Source organism: Rugamonas sp., assembly GCF_025354735.1.
Classification (GTDB): domain Bacteria; phylum Pseudomonadota; class Gammaproteobacteria; order Burkholderiales; family Burkholderiaceae_D; genus Rugamonas.
On record NZ_JANXMI010000016.1, the window covers coordinates 1 to 17,147 of the forward strand.

At 64.8% G+C, this 17,147-nt stretch carries 16 protein-coding genes; 9 read left to right on the plus strand and 7 right to left on the minus strand.

Annotation, left to right across the window (positions count from 1 at the left end):
- From Q0S71_RS01420 to Q0S71_RS01430, 3 genes are all read right to left on the minus strand, one after another.
- The coding region (locus Q0S71_RS01420; protein ID WP_295990294.1) for a hypothetical protein at nucleotides 1–341 on the minus strand (341 nt) is incomplete at its 3' end.
- Nucleotides 342–511: 170 nt separating this feature from the next.
- On the minus strand, nucleotides 512–871 hold the full coding sequence (locus Q0S71_RS01425) for a hypothetical protein (protein WP_295990295.1): 360 nt from the start codon (nucleotides 869–871) through the stop codon (nucleotides 512–514).
- 391 nt (nucleotides 872–1,262) lie between these two features.
- Nucleotides 1,263–1,475, minus strand: coding sequence for a hypothetical protein (locus tag Q0S71_RS01430; RefSeq protein ID WP_295990297.1), 213 nt, complete (start codon nucleotides 1,473–1,475; stop codon nucleotides 1,263–1,265).
- A gap of 362 nt (nucleotides 1,476–1,837) precedes the next feature.
- On the opposite strand from Q0S71_RS01430, the gene Q0S71_RS01435 reads away from it, so the two are divergent.
- From Q0S71_RS01435 to dbpA, 4 genes are all read left to right on the plus strand, one after another.
- A complete protein-coding gene (locus Q0S71_RS01435; protein WP_295990299.1) occupies nucleotides 1,838–2,398 on the plus strand; it encodes an NUDIX hydrolase in 561 nt (186 codons plus the stop codon).
- A 135-nt stretch (nucleotides 2,399–2,533) separates the two neighbouring features.
- A complete protein-coding gene (locus Q0S71_RS01440) occupies nucleotides 2,534–4,204 on the plus strand; it encodes an acid phosphatase (protein ID WP_295990304.1) in 1,671 nt (556 codons plus the stop codon).
- A gap of 208 nt (nucleotides 4,205–4,412) precedes the next feature.
- Nucleotides 4,413–4,640 carry a hypothetical protein gene (locus Q0S71_RS01445; RefSeq protein WP_295990306.1) on the plus strand — a complete coding sequence of 76 codons (228 nt, stop codon included), beginning with the start codon at nucleotides 4,413–4,415 and terminating at the stop codon, nucleotides 4,638–4,640.
- Nucleotides 4,641–4,865: 225 nt separating this feature from the next.
- Nucleotides 4,866–6,278 carry an ATP-dependent RNA helicase DbpA gene (dbpA, locus tag Q0S71_RS01450; protein WP_295990308.1) on the plus strand — a complete coding sequence of 471 codons (1,413 nt, stop codon included), beginning with the start codon at nucleotides 4,866–4,868 and terminating at the stop codon, nucleotides 6,276–6,278.
- An 84-nt stretch (nucleotides 6,279–6,362) separates the two neighbouring features.
- Here dbpA and Q0S71_RS01455 read toward each other — a convergent pair whose 3' ends face one another.
- Nucleotides 6,363–7,559, minus strand: coding sequence for an MFS transporter (locus Q0S71_RS01455; protein ID WP_295990310.1), 1,197 nt, complete (start codon nucleotides 7,557–7,559; stop codon nucleotides 6,363–6,365).
- Between the two features lie 278 nt (nucleotides 7,560–7,837).
- On the opposite strand from Q0S71_RS01455, the gene Q0S71_RS01460 reads away from it, so the two are divergent.
- Nucleotides 7,838–8,584: a helix-turn-helix transcriptional regulator gene (locus tag Q0S71_RS01460; RefSeq protein ID WP_295990343.1), complete on the plus strand. Its 747-nt coding sequence runs from the start codon at nucleotides 7,838–7,840 to the stop codon at nucleotides 8,582–8,584.
- A 13-nt stretch (nucleotides 8,585–8,597) separates the two neighbouring features.
- Here the strand turns inward: Q0S71_RS01460 and lepB are convergent, their stop codons facing one another.
- From lepB to Q0S71_RS01475, 3 genes are all read right to left on the minus strand, one after another.
- Nucleotides 8,598–9,542: a signal peptidase I gene (gene lepB / locus Q0S71_RS01465; protein ID WP_295990311.1), complete on the minus strand. Its 945-nt coding sequence runs from the start codon at nucleotides 9,540–9,542 to the stop codon at nucleotides 8,598–8,600.
- A complete protein-coding gene (locus Q0S71_RS01470) occupies nucleotides 9,539–11,155 on the minus strand; it encodes an amidase (protein ID WP_295990313.1) in 1,617 nt (538 codons plus the stop codon). The genes lepB and Q0S71_RS01470 overlap by 4 nt, the downstream gene beginning before the upstream one ends.
- A 199-nt stretch (nucleotides 11,156–11,354) precedes the next feature.
- Nucleotides 11,355–12,833, minus strand: coding sequence for an efflux transporter outer membrane subunit (locus tag Q0S71_RS01475; protein ID WP_295990315.1), 1,479 nt, complete (start codon nucleotides 12,831–12,833; stop codon nucleotides 11,355–11,357).
- Between the two features lie 236 nt (nucleotides 12,834–13,069).
- Here Q0S71_RS01475 and Q0S71_RS01480 point away from each other — a divergent pair, with 236 nt between their 5' ends.
- The 4 genes from Q0S71_RS01480 (at nucleotide 13,070) to Q0S71_RS01495 (ending at nucleotide 17,119) form a co-directional block, all read left to right on the plus strand.
- The gene (locus Q0S71_RS01480) at nucleotides 13,070–14,137 is read left to right on the plus strand and encodes an HlyD family secretion protein (protein WP_295990345.1); all 1,068 of its coding nucleotides are present in this window, start codon (nucleotides 13,070–13,072) and stop codon (nucleotides 14,135–14,137) included.
- Between the two features lie 2 nt (nucleotides 14,138–14,139).
- A complete protein-coding gene (locus tag Q0S71_RS01485) occupies nucleotides 14,140–15,741 on the plus strand; it encodes a DHA2 family efflux MFS transporter permease subunit (RefSeq protein WP_295990317.1) in 1,602 nt (533 codons plus the stop codon).
- A 112-nt stretch (nucleotides 15,742–15,853) separates the two neighbouring features.
- Nucleotides 15,854–16,561, plus strand: coding sequence for an SDR family oxidoreductase (locus Q0S71_RS01490; RefSeq protein ID WP_295990319.1), 708 nt, complete (start codon nucleotides 15,854–15,856; stop codon nucleotides 16,559–16,561).
- Between the two features lie 69 nt (nucleotides 16,562–16,630).
- Entirely contained in the window at nucleotides 16,631–17,119 is a 489-nt protein-coding gene (locus tag Q0S71_RS01495; RefSeq protein ID WP_295990321.1) for a helix-turn-helix domain-containing protein, read from the plus strand.
- The last annotated feature ends 28 nt before the right edge of the window (nucleotides 17,120–17,147 follow it).

The window sequence follows — 17,147 nt, forward strand, 5'->3', positions numbered from 1 at the left end:
CGATCTGTCAGCGGCGTCAGCAGCGTCAGCAGCGTCAGCGGCGTCAGCGGCGTCAGCAGCGTCAGCAGCGTCAGCGGCGTCAGCGGCGTCAGCAGCGTCAGCGGCGTCAGCAGCGTCAGCAGCGTCAGCGGCGTCAGCAGCGTCAGCGGCGTCAGCAGCGTCAGCAGCGTCAGCGGCGTCAGCGGCGTCAGCAACGTCAGCAGCGTCAGCAACGTCAGCAGCGTCAGCGGCGTCAGCAACGTCAGCAGCGTCAGCGGCGTCAGCAACGTCAGCAGCGTCAGCAGTGTCAGCAGTGTCAGCAACGTCAGCGGCGTCAGCAACGTCAGCAGAGTTTGCAGCATCAGCAAAGTCAGCAAACGTCAGCGGCGTCAGCAAAGTCAGGGGCAGCGTCAGCAAAGTCCGCAGCACTAGCGGCGTCAGCAACGTCAGGAGCGTCAACAGTGTCAGCACCATCAGCGGTGTTAATCCAACAGCGTGACATCAACCTATCAATAGCCACTTTTCAAGAGCTTTAATGGGGCGAAAGGCCCAGCTTCAGAAATCTGTCGCCTTCGGCGCTGATCCAGCAAGCGTAAACCTTTTCGCCAACGTAGCCGCCATAACTATTCTTAGCATTCACCGGAACACCAATAATTCTCGCATTGGTCTTCACTCCGCCAACTTCAATAACGTCAAAGGAACCCCTGAATGGTTTGCCAAAAATCGCGCTGCCTGGATCTTTGAGGGATGCTGAGATAGCTGCCTTGCAGACATCCTCAACTTTCTCCACTTGATGAGGATTCGATTCTGGCGATTGAGTCGTCACCGTATTTGATGCTGGCGACTGAATCATCACCCTGTCAGCAGTCATGCATTTAGTGTCTGAGAACATCACCCCGCCTTCGGGCGTCTTGCATTTGTGATAGTGTTTTGAGCCCAGCCACTGAAACAAATGCCAACACCGATGATGAAAGCAATTTTTTTGTGCATTTTATTTGTCGAGCCTTACATAAATATCGTTCTGACGAAAGCGTCATACCACCTCTCTGACGTTCTGCCATCGGCACCAGCTACCGGGTATAGCTTCAATCGATAGCTTGCGAATGTGGCAGATTATCAGATGCCGTTCCATTTCTGGCAATAAAAGATCGGCCATTCGTCGATGCGTTCACTTTTCCCCTATCCACAGGATGTTGTTACGCCGTGCTCCCTATCAACGGCATGGAGCAGCCTGAGCAGTGTAAGCGGCAACAGTAAAGTCAGCATCAGCATCGTCCGCCGCATCAGCCGAAGCCCTTGTGATACACTTGGTGCCACACCTCTTTTGAACCCGCAACCGGAATCGAATCTATTGACTTCACCTTAGGTTTCAATGGGGTAGCAGACGGCGGAATAAGATTTTCTCTCATTAGAAACAAATCCTGTCCCCGCAACCAAATAAGCAAGCCGTTGATTTTCTTCAGAAAATCAACGGCTTTTGGTTTTTCCGGGTACATAGTTTTATCAGCCGCCTCAGCAGATCAAGTCCCCGCCTCCTTCGTAGCGCTCCGCATTGCCCCATTCTCCCCGCCTTAAGATTGTTTCGACGCTTCGCTTGCCTAACTATACAAACCTGATGCGCGACAAGATCAATTTATTCGCCATCGATGCGCTGGCGAATATGGCCGCGAAAGCTGGCCTGCATGTCGAGATGCAACTGTCACGCGCGGCTTGAGCGCCATGATGCGTCGATGCGACGAAGCAAAAATACAGGCACGGCATAATGCATTCCAAGCTTAAAGAAAACTCCACGCGCCAAATACGAACATCTCAGCCCCTTGCCGCATAATACTGTCATATTCACTACATCAAGGCCCCCATGCGAGCGGAAATTCGGGCGGAAATCACGGCGATTTCTGGGCTGGACTACATCGAGCGGCAACATATCGACCGCGCCATCGCCTGGATCGACTCCGGCGCGCAACTGTGCCGGATAGCGAAACCGGCCACGCCGCCCATCCACCTGGTCGCCTATTTTGTCGTCGTCGATGACGGTCACCTACTGCTGGTCGATCATAAAAACGCGCAGCGATGGCTGCCGACGGGCGGTCATGTCGACGCCGGCGAGCATCCCCGCGTGACGGTCGCGCGCGAACTGGCGGAGGAACTCGGCATCGGCGCGCCGCATGCCATCGGACCGCCCCTGATGTTGACTTGCACCGCGACCGTCGGACTGACGGCCGGCCACACCGATGTATCGCTCTGGTATGTGATCCACGGCAGCCGCGCCCAGACACTCACCTTCGATGACAGCGAATTCCATGAGGTGCGCTGGTTCGCGTTCGACGCCATTCCGCTCGATCGCACGGATCCGCATTTGCCGCGCTTTGTACAAAAGCTGAGGGCCGGCGCCGGCGCTGCCGGATTAGCCGAGAACTAAACGGCCATGGCCCGATTCAACGCAATCGGGCCGGCTTTTCGCTTTGCAGGCCCGGAACAAACTGTCACAATCCTGCTTGCGCGGCACGGCGCTCACGCGCGCCGCCACACCATCGAATCTATCTAGGAGAAATGCGTGAAGGACCAAGCCCACGACCAGCAGCAGGCATCTGCCGCCCTCCCCTCCGATCCCGCGCGCCGCCGCATGTTCCAGGCCGCCACCGCCGTCGGCCTGGCCAGCGCCGTGCCGGGCATGGTCGGCGCGGCCGCCGCCACGACGCGCCAGCCGGTCAAGGGATCGCTGGACGCCAAGCTCAAGGCGCACGTCAAGAACGTGGTCGTGATCTACCTCGAAAACCGCAGCTTCAATAATTTATTCGCCAACTTCCCCGGCACCAGCGCGCCGCTGTCCGAGCTGCCGGCCGCCGCCGCCGCGCAGAAGGACCGCGACGGTTCGGTGCTCGCCACGCTGCCGAAGGTGTGGGGCGGCATGGTGCCGACGCCGCAAAACATCGGCGGCAAACAATATGTGCTGCGCGAAGACCAGATCAAGGATTTGCCGAACGCGCCCTTCAAGCTGTCCGACGCCGACGGCAATCCGCTGCCGGAAGCGGTCATCACGCGCGACCTGTGGCACGTGTTTTACCAGAACCAGATGCAGATCAACGGCGGCAAGAACGACCATTTCGTCGCCTGGGCCAACAGCGGCGGCATGGTGATGGGCCACTACGGCGAAACCAGCAAGAACCTGAACCTGTGGCAGATCGCGCAGCAGTACACCTTGTGCGACAACTTCTTCATGGCCGCTTTCGGCGGCTCGTATCTGAATCACCAGTTCCTGATCTCGGGCCGGGTGCCGGAATACTTCAACGCGGCCGACACGGCGGCCAAGCGCAAGATCGCCGTACTGGAAGACGGCCCGACCGGCACCCGCCTGGCGGTGGCGCCGGACAGCCCGAAATCGGCGCTCGACGGCCATCCCAAATTCGTCAACGACGGCGCCATCACGCCGGACGGCTACGCCGTCAACACGATGGCGCCGCCGTTCCAGCCCAGCTATATCCGCCCCGCCGCCGGCGGCGATCCGCTGCTGGCCGATCCGCATGACGCCAGCACGCTGCCGCCGCAGTCCTATCACACCATCGGCGACCTGCTGTCGGCCAAGCAGGTCAGCTGGGCGTGGTACGGCGGCGCCTGGCAGGCGGCGCTCGACGCCAAGGGCGGCGGCGACAAGCCGAACTTCCAGTACCACCACCAGCCGTTCAACTATTTCCAGCAGTTCGCGCCCGGCACGGCGGCGCGCGCCGCCCACCTGCGCGACGGCGGCGTGGGCGACAGCCCGATCTCGAACCGTTTCCTGGCCGACGTCGTGGCCGGCCAGCTGCCGGCCGTGGCGTTCTACAAGCCGCAGGGCAATCTGAACCTGCACGCCGGCTACTCGGACGTCGAGGCGGGCGACCAGCACGTGGCCAACGTGATCGAGCACCTGAAGAAATCGCCGCAGTGGAAGGACATGGTGGTCGTCATCACCTTCGACGAAAACGGCGGCTGGTGGGACCACGTGGCGCCGCCCAAGGGCGACCGCTGGGGGCCGGGTTCGCGCATTCCGGCCATCGTCGTGTCGCCGTACGCCAAGCGGGGCCAGGTCGACCACAGTTTCTACGACACGACGTCGATCATGCGCTTCATCACGCGCCTGCACGACTTGCCGCTGCTCGAAGGGTTGGCCACGCGCAACGCCGCCTTCGCCGCGCGCGGCGCCATGCCGCCGGGCGACCTGACCGGCACGCTCAGCTTCCGCGCCTGAGCCGCGCCGACGCCGGCCTCGCCGGCTAAAACGGTTTGTGATACACTGCGACCATAATTTACTGAGCCCGACTGCTGCAGCCGGGCTTTTGTTTTGTGCGGCGCATTTTTCAGCGCCGCCTTATTCAAGCGGCCCGCCGCCAGGGCCGCTCCAGTGCGGGCGCCGCCTTTCATCGCGGGCGCTGCGCGCTGGGCATCAGGTTTCAGACATGAGAGATAAAAAAGACAATGCGACGTTCGACCTGCCCGGCTTCAGCCCGGCGGCGCCGCTTGAGCCCGAGCTCAAGCGGCCGCTCGGCACCCGCGTGCGGCGCGCGGCGCTCAAGCAGGTGCAGCTGGAATTGCTGGAAGCGACCGACAACAGCGGCTTGCCGCAGTGGACCCGCGATGAAAACCTGGACCTGACCGGCTTGCCGGTGTGGGCGCCGGCGCAGTAGCGCCACCGGCATCGCCAGCGTCATCAGCGACCCAGCGTCACCCGCATCACCGGCGCCGCATTACGCCTACACCCGCGTCCACCGCACCGGCACAAGCCCGGCACGGTGGCCGCACAGCAACGATATAGTCCTATCCGTCCCACCGACAGCGCCAGCCGGTCCGGCGCACGCCACCCGTGCAGCCTGTTAGACTGTGCTCCATCCCCTCTTTTCCAGCCCACCGCCATGACCCAAGATTCCTTCACCAGCCTGCCGCTGACGCCCGCCTTTTTGGCCAACCTCGACGTGCTCGGCTACAACCAGATGACGACCATCCAGGCCCAGAGCCTGCCGGCCGTGCTGGAGGGTCGCGACCTGATCGCGCAGGCCAAGACCGGCAGCGGCAAGACGGCCGCCTTCGGCATCGGCATCCTGCACAAGATCAATCCGGCCTGGTTCGCCACCCAGGCGCTGGTGCTGTGCCCGACGCGCGAGCTGGCCGACCAGGTGGCCAACGAGCTGCGCCGGCTGGCGCGCGGCATCGGCAACATCAAGGTGCTGGTGCTGACCGGCGGCGCGCCGATGCGCCCGCAGATCGCCTCGCTCGAACACGGCGCCCACATCGTCGTCGGCACGCCGGGCCGTATCCGCGACCACCTGGGCCGCGCCACCGTCGACCTGTCGAAGGTGCAGACCCTGGTGCTCGACGAGGCCGACCGCATGACCGACATGGGCTTTTACGATGAAATCGCCGGCATCGTCAGCGCCTGCCCGGCGCGCCGCCAGACGCTGCTGTTCTCGGCCACCTACCCGGACGATATCCGCCGCGCCACCGCCTCCTTCCTGGTCGATCCGGTCGAAGTGACGGTCCAGGCGCAGCACGACAACAGCAAGATCGAACAGCGCTTCTACGAAGTCGGCTTTGACGGGCGCAACGGCGCCGTCGCCAAGCTGCTGGCCCACTACCGGCCGGTGTCGACGCTGGCCTTCTGCAACACCAAGGTCCACTGCCGCGAGCTGGCCGCCGAACTGCGCGCGCAAGGCTTCTCCGCGCTGGCCCTGTACGGCGAGCTGGAACAGCGCGAGCGCGATGAAATCCTGGTACTGTTCGCCAACCGCAGCTGCTCGGTGCTGGTGGCCACCGACGTCGCCGCGCGCGGCCTCGACATCGCCAACCTGGAAGCGGTCATCAACGTCGACGTGTCCAAGGATACCGAGGTCCACATCCACCGCATCGGCCGCACCGGCCGCGGCGACGAGAAGGGCCTGGCGCTGTCGCTGTGCGCGCCCAATGAAAAGAAGTGGGTCAAGCTGATCGAGGAATACCAGGGCGCGCCGGTCGAATGGCACCCGCTGAGCGAGCTGACGGTGGACGAGCACGCGGTGGCCGAACCGGCGCCGATGGTGACGCTGGTGATCATGGGCGGCAAGAAGGACAAGCTGCGTCCGGGCGACCTGCTGGGCGCGCTGACCGGCGACGCCGGCCTGACCAAGGAACAGGTCGGCAAGATCAATGTGCTCGAATTCATGACCTACGTGGCGCTGGACCGCCGCATCGCCCAGCTCGCCTTCGAGCGCCTGAGCAAGGGCAATCCGCTGGGCGGCGACTTCGGCAACATCAAGGGCCGCAGCTTCAAGATGCGCTTCATCGAGGCGTAAGCGGTCAGTCAAAAAACTCGCGATAAAAAAAGCGGCCGGTGTTCATCCCACCGGTCGCTTTTTTGTATCAAGCGCGGTCACCGATTACATCTTGCGCGGCGCTTCGATCTGCGGCAGCAGCACCGTCAGCACGCCCAGCAGCGGCAGGAACGAGCACAGCTTGTATACATAGGCGATGCCGGCGACGTCGGCGATATGGCCCATGGACGCCGCGCCGATGCCGCTGACGCCGAACATCAGGCCGAAGAACACGCCGGCGATCATGCCGACCTTGCCCGGCACCAGCTCCTGCGCGAACACGACGATGGCGGAAAACGCCGAGGAAATCACGAAGCCGATCACCACCGTCAGCACGCCGGTCCAGAACAGGTCGACGTAGGGCAGCATCAGCGTGAACGGCGCCGCGCCGAGGATGGATATCCAGATCACGCGCTTGCGGCCGACGCGGTCGCCGATCGGGCCGCCGAGGAAGGTGCCGCCGGCCACCGCCGCCAGGAACAGGAATAGATACAGCTGCGCGCTGCCGACCGACAGGCCGAATTTGTCGATCAGGTAAAAGGTGTAGTAGCTGCTCAGGCTCGCCATATAGATATATTTGGAAAACACCAGCAGCGCCAGCACGCCCAGGGCGCCGGCCACGCGGCCGCGCGACAGCGCCGGTCCGGCCGGGGCGGCGGCCTTGCGCGGCAGGCCGGCCAGATGGCCGCGATACCAGTGGCTGACGCGGTACAGCACGGCGATCGCCAGCGCCGACAGCAGGCCGAACCAGGCGATATTGCCCTGGCCCCGGCCGATGATGACGCCGGCCGCCAGCAGCGGCCCGAAGGCCGAGCCGACGTTGCCGCCGACCTGGAACAGCGATTGCGCGAAACCGTAGCGCCCGCCCGAGGCCAGGCGCGCCACGCGCGACGCTTCCGGGTGGAAGGTGGAGGAGCCGACGCCGATCAGGCCGGCCGCGACCAGCAGCGCCGGGAAGCTGCCGACCAGCGCCAGCATCAGCACGCCGGCCAGCGAAAAGCACATGCCCAGCGGCAGCAAAAAGGGCAGCGGGCGGCGGTCGGTGTACAGGCCTATCCACGGCTGCAACAGCGAGGCCGTGCACTGGAACGTCAGCGTGATCAGGCCTACCTGGGTGAAACTGAGGCCGAACTGGGCCTTCAGCATGGGATAGATGGACGGCAGCATCGCCTGCACCAGGTCGTTGAGCAGGTGGACGAAGGCGACGGCGCCCAGGATGTGCAGGATGGCGCCGGCTTGCGGCGTCGGCTCGGCTGCGGGCATGGCGGGCACTGATTGGGGGAAAGTCATGAGAGATGATCCGGTCGGCCGGCGCGCGGAAACGGCGCCGGGAAACCAGTGTAATATGGCCGGATCAGTGGCATCTTCCAATTATCATCGCCAAAGTGACAAACTCCACTCTTCCAGCGGACGCGAACGCGGCCAGGACCGAACCGGTGCTGGCGGCCAAGCCGGCGGCCAGGCGGGCTGCAAAGGCCGCGTCCAAGGCGGCGCCCAGGCGCTCCAGCGACGCGCGCGACTTCCAGCATGTTCCGCGCGTCATCACGGCCATGTCGCGCGACAACGTCTTCGGCGACCGGATCGCGCCGCATAGCCACCCGCGCGCGCAGCTGCTGTACGCGACCGAGGGCGTGATGCGGGTGACGACCGCCTTAGGCGTGTGGATGCTGCCGCCGCGCCGCGCGCTGCTGGTGGCGCCCGGCGTCGTGCACGAACTGCATATGCTGAGCCGCGTGCGCATGCGCACCATCTACATCGAGGCCGAAGCGGCGGCCGCCTTCGGGCCGGGCTGCCGCGTGATCGAGGTCAGCGGCCTGCTGCGCGAGCTGATCCTGGCGCTGCTGGTCGAGCCTATCGAGTACCCGCTACCGGGACGGGGCGAGCATATCGCGATGCTGATTTTATCGGAGCTGGCGGCGGCCGAGACGGTGCCGATCGCCATTCCGTGGCCGCGCGACCGGCGGCTGGTGAACATTTGCGCGGCGATCCTGGCGTCGCCCGGCAGCCGGCGCCGCATCGAGGACTGGGCCGCCGACGCCGGCGCCAGCGCGCGCACGCTGATCCGGCTATTCCCGAAGGAAACCGGGTTGCACTACCGCCAATGGCTGCAACAGGTGCACCTGGCCGACGCCTTCTGCCGCCTGGCCCATGGCGACAGCGTCGGCGCCATCGCCCACGCGCTGGGCTACGCCAGCCCCAGCGCCTTCAGCACCATGTTCCGCCGCCTGCTCGGCAAGACGCCGCAGCATTATCAGAACGAATGGCGCACGCCGCTGCCGCCTGTGTAACTATCAAGATTTGTTAACGAAATATTTTAACAACCTTGCCGACAATTTGATCTGATCGTACGTATCCCCAATCACGGCTGTCGGTGCTATTGTCACGGTTATCACCCAAGACAAAAAAATGATTTTCTGGAACACGACAGCTGACGGAGTTTGCATTGAACTGGCAGGTATCGTGAAATGGAAAATCGCGCGGATCGAAATAACGGTCGCGATCCGGATTCATCAACACCTCATATTCCACGCTCTCCAGCCTCTCGGCGACATGAGTCAAATAACGCGCACCATCGTCGACTTGTTCGAGATACTCGGCCAGTAAAGATCCCCGCGTATCATGGCCATTCACATACAGATGCTTGTCGCGATATTCCACTAGATCGCCAGGCAATCCCACCAAGCGCTTGATATACATTTGTCTGACATCGACCGGATAATCGAAAACGACGATATCACCACGTTGCAATGACGCCGACATCGACCGGCTGCTAATTTTGACACCCATCTTGCTGTAATGTCCGTACCCCCATTTCTGCACGATAACGTTCGAGCCTACGCCAACGGTAGGCAGCATCGATGTGCTAGGCACGCGAAAATGTTCATACAAAAACGTGGTCCCAATAGTCACCGACAACAATACTGCAACGACTAAACCGGTCAACGCCTGCCAGCGCGAATACCAGCGGCGTTGAGCTTTCACTATCGAATTGCTGACTTCCCGATAACAGACGATGACGCCGGCGAACCAAGTTAGCAGTTGCAAAACAACGGATAAAAATGTTGAATTAAAAATGGAGGGCAACGTAAAACCAAGCCCCCCCATCACCACAACCCACAGGAAAAACCAAGCAGCCCAACGCACGCGCTCAAGGTAGAGCAATGCGAGCGGAGCGGAAAATAAACTCAAAATAACGGCGATCCAAGTCTTCGGTTTCCACGACTCCGGAAAAGTGGCCTCACTCATGCGCTGACATTTTTATTGACTACCAGCGACACGCTGGGCGGAAACTGCGGCGCGCGCCGGTGCAGCGTGGCTTGCTCGAAGGCGTAGGCCATGCCGATCAGCGGCGCTTCGCTGTAGGCCGCGCCGACGAAGGACAGGCCGACCGGCAGCCCGTGCACGTGGCCGGCCGGCACCGTGATGTGCGGATAGCCGGCCACCGCCGCCGGCGACGAAAAACTGCCGCCGAAATGGTCGCCGTTGATGAAGTCGGTCAGCCAGGCCGGGCCACCCGTCGGCGCCACCAGCGCGTCGAGCGCGTGCTCGCGCAACACCTGGTCGATGCCCTCCTCGCGCGCATAGCGGTGGTTGTTGGCCAGGGCGTCGCGGTAGACCTGGCTGTCGAGACCGTCCTTGGCCTGGGCCCGCTCCAGGTACTCCTGGCCGAAATACTGCAACTCCGTGCTGCCGTGGCGCTGGTTGAACGCGATCACGTCGGCCATGTTGGCGACCGGCGCGTGCGGCGCGTACTGTTTCAGATAAGCGGCCAGGTCGGCCTTGAATTCATGCAGCAGCACCTCGGTTTCGCTGTCGCCGTACTTGCCGATGTTGGGCAGGTCGGCGTCGATCAGCTCGGCGCCCTGCTCCTTGAGCACCAGCAGCGCCGTTTCGATGACGGCGTCCAGGGCCGGATGGCGGCCGAAGAAATTGCGCGCCACGCCGATGCGCTTGCCGCGCAAGCCTTGCCGGTCGAGCGCGGCGCCGTAGTCGCGCGCCTGGCCGGCGCCGCCCTCGGTGGCCGCGTCGCTGGGGTCGAAGCCGGCCATGGCCGCCAGCATCAGCGCGGCGTCGGCCACGCTGCGCGCCATCGGCCCGGCCGTGTCCTGCGAGTGGGCGATGGGGATGATGCCGCTGCGGCTGACCAGGCCCAGCGTCGGCTTGATGCCGACCAGGCCACAGATCGACGCCGGCGACACGATGGAGCCGTCGGTCTCGGTGCCCACGGCCAGCGTGGCCAAGCCGGCCGCCACCGCCGCGCCCGAGCCCGAGCTCGATCCGCTGCAATTGCGGTCGAGCGCGTAGGGGTTCAGGGTCAGGCCGCCGCGCCCGCTCCAGCCGCTGACGGCATGGGTAGAGCGCATATTGGCCCACTCGCTCAAATTGGTCTTGCCGATGATGATGGCGCCGGCCGCGCGCAGCAGGCGCACCACGTGGGCGTCGCGCGTGGCGCGCACGCCGGCCAGCGCCAGCGAACCGGCCGTCGTGCTCATGCGGTCGGCCGTGGCGATATTATCCTTGAGCAAGACCGGGATGCCGTGCAGGGGGCCGCGCAGCTTTTTGAGGCCGCGTTCGCGGTCCATGTCGAGCGCGATCTTCAGCGCTTCGGGATTGATTTCGATGATGGCGTTCAGGCGCGGACCGGCCTGGTCTATGACCTTGATGCGGGCCAGGTAGAGCGACGTCAAAGCGTGCGAGGTCAGCTTGCCGGCCTGCATCAACTCTTGCTGTTGCAACACGCCGGCGTCCAGTATGCCGCCGTTGCCGAGCTTGGACGACAGCGGCGCGCCCTGCACTCGCGCCGTACCGGCCATCGCGCCCGCCGCCAATCCGATCCCAACGAAATCCCTGCGATCCATGCCATCCTTGTGAGTGGGTTGCCGGCGGTTTCCGCCACCGCGAGCCCGTAGCATAGCAGCGGAAAGGTTTCCTTAGTACAAAAATACTGTCGAAAGTAAAATATTTTTTGATACTTTTGGCAGGGTGCGGCCGCGCCCGAAACGGGGACAGGGAAACCGTGGTCCGCCCCCGTCGACCGGCGCCGGCCGCCCAGCCTTGTTACCAGCCGCCGCCGAGCGCGCGGAAGGTGGCGACGGCGGCGCGGCCGGTGCTGGTCTGGGCGCTGGCGAGCTGGTCGCGCGCGGCCAGCAACTGGCGGTCTTGCTCCAGCACTTCGGTCAGGCTGCTGGCGCCGCCCCGGTAGGCGTCGGCCGAGGAGTCGCGGGCGCGCTGGTCGGCCGCCACTTCATCGATCAATTCGCGCCGCTCGGCGTCGAGCTGGGTGTGCTGGACCAGCGCGTTTTCGACGTCTTCGGTGGCGCGCAACATCGATTGCCGATAGCGCGCCAGCGCTTCGGCGTTGGCGCCCTTGGCGCGCGCCACTTCGGCGTCGACGCGGCCGAAGTCGAACAAACGCCAGCGCACGCCGGCCACGGCGCTCGGCTGGAAGCTGGCGGCCGACGGCGTGCCCGTGCCCAGGCTTTCAAAGCCCAGCAAAGCCGACAGCGAGAACTTCGGATAATACTCGGCCGTGGCGACGCCGATGCGCGCGCTCGACGCGGCCAGCCGGCGTTCGGCGGCGATCACGTCGGGCCGGCGCTTGAGCAGGTCTTGCGGCGACAGGCCGCCGGCCAGCGGCGGAATGGTCGCGTCGGCGCCGTGCCCGTTCGCCTCCGACAACTCGGCCGCATACGTGCCCGGCTGCGCGCCCATCAACACATCGAGCCGGTTCAGCTGGATATCCTGCTCGGCGCGCAGCGGCGGAATGCCGGCCTTCACTTGCGACAAGCGCGCCTGTGCCTGCGCCAGCTCGCGCTCGGTCGACATGCCGGCCGCCAGGCGCAGCTTGACCAGTTCGAGCAAATCGCTGTCGGCCTGGATTTGCTGCCGCGCCAGCGCAATGCGGGTTTGCGCGCCGCGCACACGGAAATAGGCGTCGGCCGCCTCGGCCGCCACCGACACCCGCACGCCGAGCCGGTCGGCCTCGGCCGCCTGCGCTTCGGCCTGGTCGGCTTCGGCGCCGCGATGCAGGCCGCCGGCCAGGTCCACTTCCCAGCTGGCGCCGACGCCGGTGTCGACCAGGGTCGCGTTGCGGTTGTAGCCGGGATGGGCGCTGGCCAGTTCGCCGAGCGGGCTTTCCAGCGACTGATGCTGACGGGCCACGCTGGCGTTGGCCGTGCCCGACGGCAGCAACTGGGCCTGGGCCAGTTTCGACTGCGCGCGGGCCTGGTCGACGCGCGCCATGGCGGCGGCCAGGTCGAGGTTTTGCGCCAGCACGCGTTCGATGATGCGGGTCAGCGCCGGATCGTTGAACTGGGTCCACCAGACGTCGAGCGCCAGCGGCGCGGCGGCCGTGCCGGCATGGACGTAGGCGGCCGGCATGACGGTGGCCGGCTTCACATAATCGGGCCCGACCGCGCAGGCCGCCAGCGCCGCCGCCAGCGTGGCGCCCAGCAAGGCGCGCGTGGTCAAACGCAGCAGCGGCGCGGCCGGCGCGGAAAAATGGAAGGTATTCAGTAAGCGGTTGGTGCGGTTCATGGCGATGTCCTGGTGGGGTGACGCGACGTGGATGGATGCTGCTGCCCGTTTTTAAAAGTTACTTGCATAATGAAAGTAACTCGATTATAGTTACTTTCATCGTGAAAGCAACAAATTTTTATCAGCCCTGAAAACCCCCATCGACTTGTCCACCCCGCGTGGATTCCATCAAGGAGCAGCAAATGACTAGCAACGCGATTACCGAACCGGCCGTCAACGTGGCGCACAAGAACAAGATGAGCGGCAAGGTCCGCGTCATGGCCGTGGTGGCGATCGCGGCCGGCCTGGGCCTGGCCAGCTACGGCTGGCACTGGTGGAACGATGGCCGCTTCATGGAAAACACGGACGACGCCTACGTCGGCGGCGACGTCACCGCCATCAGCGCCAAGGTGCCCGGCTATATCACGTCGGCCGCCGTCCTCGACAACCAGGTGGTGCACGCCGGCGACTTGCTCGTCAAGCTGGACGACCGCGACTACCAGGCCGCGCTGGCCAAGGCCGAGGGCGCCGTCGCCGCGCAGCGCGCGCTGCTGGCCAACCTGGACGCCACCCGCAACCTGCAGCAAGCCGTGATCGCCCAGGCCCGGGCCGGCGTGACGGCGACGGCCGCCGAAACCTCGCGCTCGAAGGACGACGAGACGCGCTACCACGACCTGGCCGCGAAATCGGCCGTGTCGATCCAGAGCGCGCAGCGCGCCGACGCCGACTATAAACAGGCGCAGGCGTACGGCTTGAAGGCGCAGGCCGCCCAGACCGCCACCGAGCGCGAGCTCGACGTCATCGCCACCCGCCGCGACCAGGCCGCCGCCGCCCTGACCCAGGCCATCGCCGAACGCGAACTGGCCAAGATCAACCTCGGCTACACGGAGTTGCGCGCGCCCATCGACGGCACCATCGGCAACCGCCACGCCCGCAACGGTTCCTACGCGGCGGCCGGCGCCCACCTGCTGTCCATCGTGCCGGCGCGCGGCCTGTGGGTCGACGCCAACTTCAAGGAAAGCCAGCTGGCGCAACTGCATCCGGGCCAGCGCGCCATCATCGAGGCCGACGTCTTGCCGGGCCACCAGTTCCACGGCCACGTGACCAGCCTGGCGCCCGCCACCGGCGCCCAATTCAGCGTGCTGCCGCCGGAAAACGCGACCGGCAACTTCACCAAGATCGTCCAGCGGGTGCCGGTGCGCATCGTGCTCGACGACGCCGACGGCACGCTGGGCACGCTGCGTCCCGGCCTGTCGGTGACGGCCGAGGTCGATGGCCGCGACAATAAAACCCCCGCCACCGTGCGCGTCGCCCAGGCCAAATAATCATGGCCACCTCGCTCACCGCTCCAAAGCAGCTGGCGGACTTGATACTGCCGGCCGACATGTCGACGGCGGCCAAGGTGTTCGCCTTCGCCACCATGTGCGTCGGCATGTTCATCGCGCTGATCGACATCCAGATCGTGTCGGCGTCGCTGCGCGAAATCGGCGGCGGCCTGTCGGCCGGCACCGATGAAACCGTCTGGGTGCAGACCAGCTACCTGATCGCCGAAATCATCGTCATTCCGCTGTCGGGCTGGATGTCGCGCGTGCTGTCGACGCGCTGGCTGTTCGCCATCTCGGCGGCCGGCTTCACGCTCACCAGCCTGCTATGCGGCATCGCCTGGAATATCCAGAGCATGATCTTGTTCCGCGGCCTGCAAGGCTTCCTCGGCGGCTCGATGATACCGCTGGTGTTCACGACGGCCTTCACCTTCTTCCAGGGCAAGCAGCGCGTGATCGCCGCCGCCACCATCGGCGCCATCGCCTCGCTGGCGCCGACGCTGGGACCATCGGTCGGCGGCTGGATCACCGATAATTACTCGTGGCACTGGCTGTTCTTCATCAACCTGGTGCCCGGCATCTTCGTCACGCTGGCCGTGCCGGCGCTGGTCAAGATCGACCGCCCCAACTGGAAGCTGCTGCCGGACGCCGACGTCATCGGCATCGTGCTGATGACGGCCTTCCTCGGCTGCCTCGAATACACGCTGGAAGAAGGCCCGCGCCTGGACTGGCTGGGCGACCCGCTGATCCGCAGCACGGCCTGGATCGCCGTCATTTCCGGCCTGCTGTTCGTGTGGCGCAGCATGACCTTCGCCCACCCCATCGTCGACCTGCGGGCGCTGAAAGACCGCAACTTCGCCCTCGGCAGCTTCTTTTCCTTCATGACCGGGGTCGGCATCTTCGCCACGATTTACCTGACGCCGGTGTTCCTCGGCCGGGTCCAGGGTTACAGCGCGCTGCAAATCGGCCTGGCCGTGTTTTCCACCGGCGTGTTCCAGATCATGTCGATCCCGCTGTACGCCTACCTGGCCAACCGGGTCGACCTGCGCTGGCTGATGATGATAGGCCTGGGCTGCTTCGCGCTGTCGATGTACCAGTTTTCGCCGATCACGCACGACTGGAGCGCGGCCGAGCTGTTGCTGCCGCAGGCGTTCCGCGGCATCGGCCAGCAGTTCGCCGTGCCGCCCATCGTGACGCTGACGCTGGGCGCGCTGCCGCCGGAACGGCTGAAGCTGGCGTCCGGCCTGTTCAACCTGATGCGTAATTTGGGCGGCGCCATCGGCATCGCCATCTGTGCCACTATCTTGAACGACCGCACCAATCTGCACTTTTTCCGGCTGGCCGAGCACGTCACCGCCAGCAACGATGCGGCGATGTCGCTGCTGGGCCAGGTCAGCGCCAACTTCAGCGGCTGGTCGGGCGACGCGCTGCAAGGCGACGGCGGCGCGCTCAAGCAGCTGTGGCTGCTGACCCTGCGCGAGGCGCTGACGTTGACGTTCTCCGATATTTTCCTGGTGCTGATGGCCTGCTTCATCGTCACGACGGCGATGGTGCCGCTGATGCGCAAAGTGGCGGCGCCGGCCGCGCCATCGGCCGACGCGCATTGATATGCAGTACCGGCGGGCACGGACGCGGACGCCGGGGTCGGACCCCGTCGAAGGCGCCGTCCCGCCGCGCAGTTTGATTGTTTAGCTTTTACACCCACTGAAAGGATGCATCATGGATATCAAGAATGCCGTCGCCTTCGTCTCCGGCGCCAATCGCGGCCTCGGCCTGGAACTGGTCAAAGCGCTGCTGGCGGGCGGCGCGGCCAAGGTCTACGCCGGCGTGCGCGAACTGGGCAGCATCGACTTGCCGGGCGTGATCCCGGTCAAGTTCGACGTCACCAATCCGGCCGACATCGAAGCGGCCGCCACCCTGTGCGCCGACACCACGCTGCTCATCAACAACGCCGGCATCGCCAGGATGGTCGGCTTCCTGGCCGCCGACAGCGTCGAGGTGACGCGGGAAATCTTCGAGGCCAACGTCTACGGCCCGCTGCGCGCCAGCAAGGCCTTCGCGCCGGTGCTGGGCCGGAACGGCGGCGGCGCCATCGTCAACGTGCTGTCGGTCGCCAGCTGGACCAACTCCGGCATGATGGGGCCGTACGCGATGTCGAAGGCGGCCGCCTGGAGCTTGACCAACGGCTTGCGCAACGACCTCAGCGCCCAGGGCACGCAGGTGCTCGGCGCCCACATGGGTTTCATGGACACCGACATGACGTCCGGCTTCGACGTGTCGAAAGTGAGCCCGCAGGAAGTGGCGCGCCAGATCCTCGACGGCGTGCGGTCCGGCGCCAAGGAGGTGCTGGCCGACGAGATCACGCGCAAGGTGCAGGCCGGCTTGTCGGGCCAGCCGGCCATCTATCTGGCGCCCTTGCAGCGCTGAGCGGCCACAAGCCGCGCGTCAAAGTTGCTATCATAGTGAAAGCATCAAGCAGAGAACAGGAGCAGCACCATGCAACGCAAGAGTTTCAGTAATTTAATGTGCCCGATCGCGCGCGGTCTGGAGCGCGTCGGTGAATGGTGGAGCATCCTCATCCTGCGCGATGCCTTCTACGGCCTGACGCGCTTCGACCAGTTCCAGAAAAGCCTGGACATCGCGCCCAATATGCTGACGCGCCGGCTCAACGCGCTGGTCGAGGAAGGCTTGCTCGAACGCAGCCAGTATTGCGAAAAGCCGCCGCGCTTCGAATATTTGCTGACCGAGCGCGGCCGCGATTTCCGGCCGGTGCTGCTGGCCATGCTAGCCTGGGGCAACAAGCATTTCGCGCCGGAAGGCGAGGCCGTGGTGCTGGTCGACGTCAAGACCGGCCAGCAAGTCAATCCGGTGGTGGTCGACGCCAATACCGGCAAGCTCATCACCGGCGGCGAATACGCGTTCGCGCCCGGCCCGGCCGCCACCGAAGGCTTCCACCGCCGCATGGCGCTGCGCGAGCAGGTTTAATCGTCAACGCCGCAAAAGCAAAATGGCG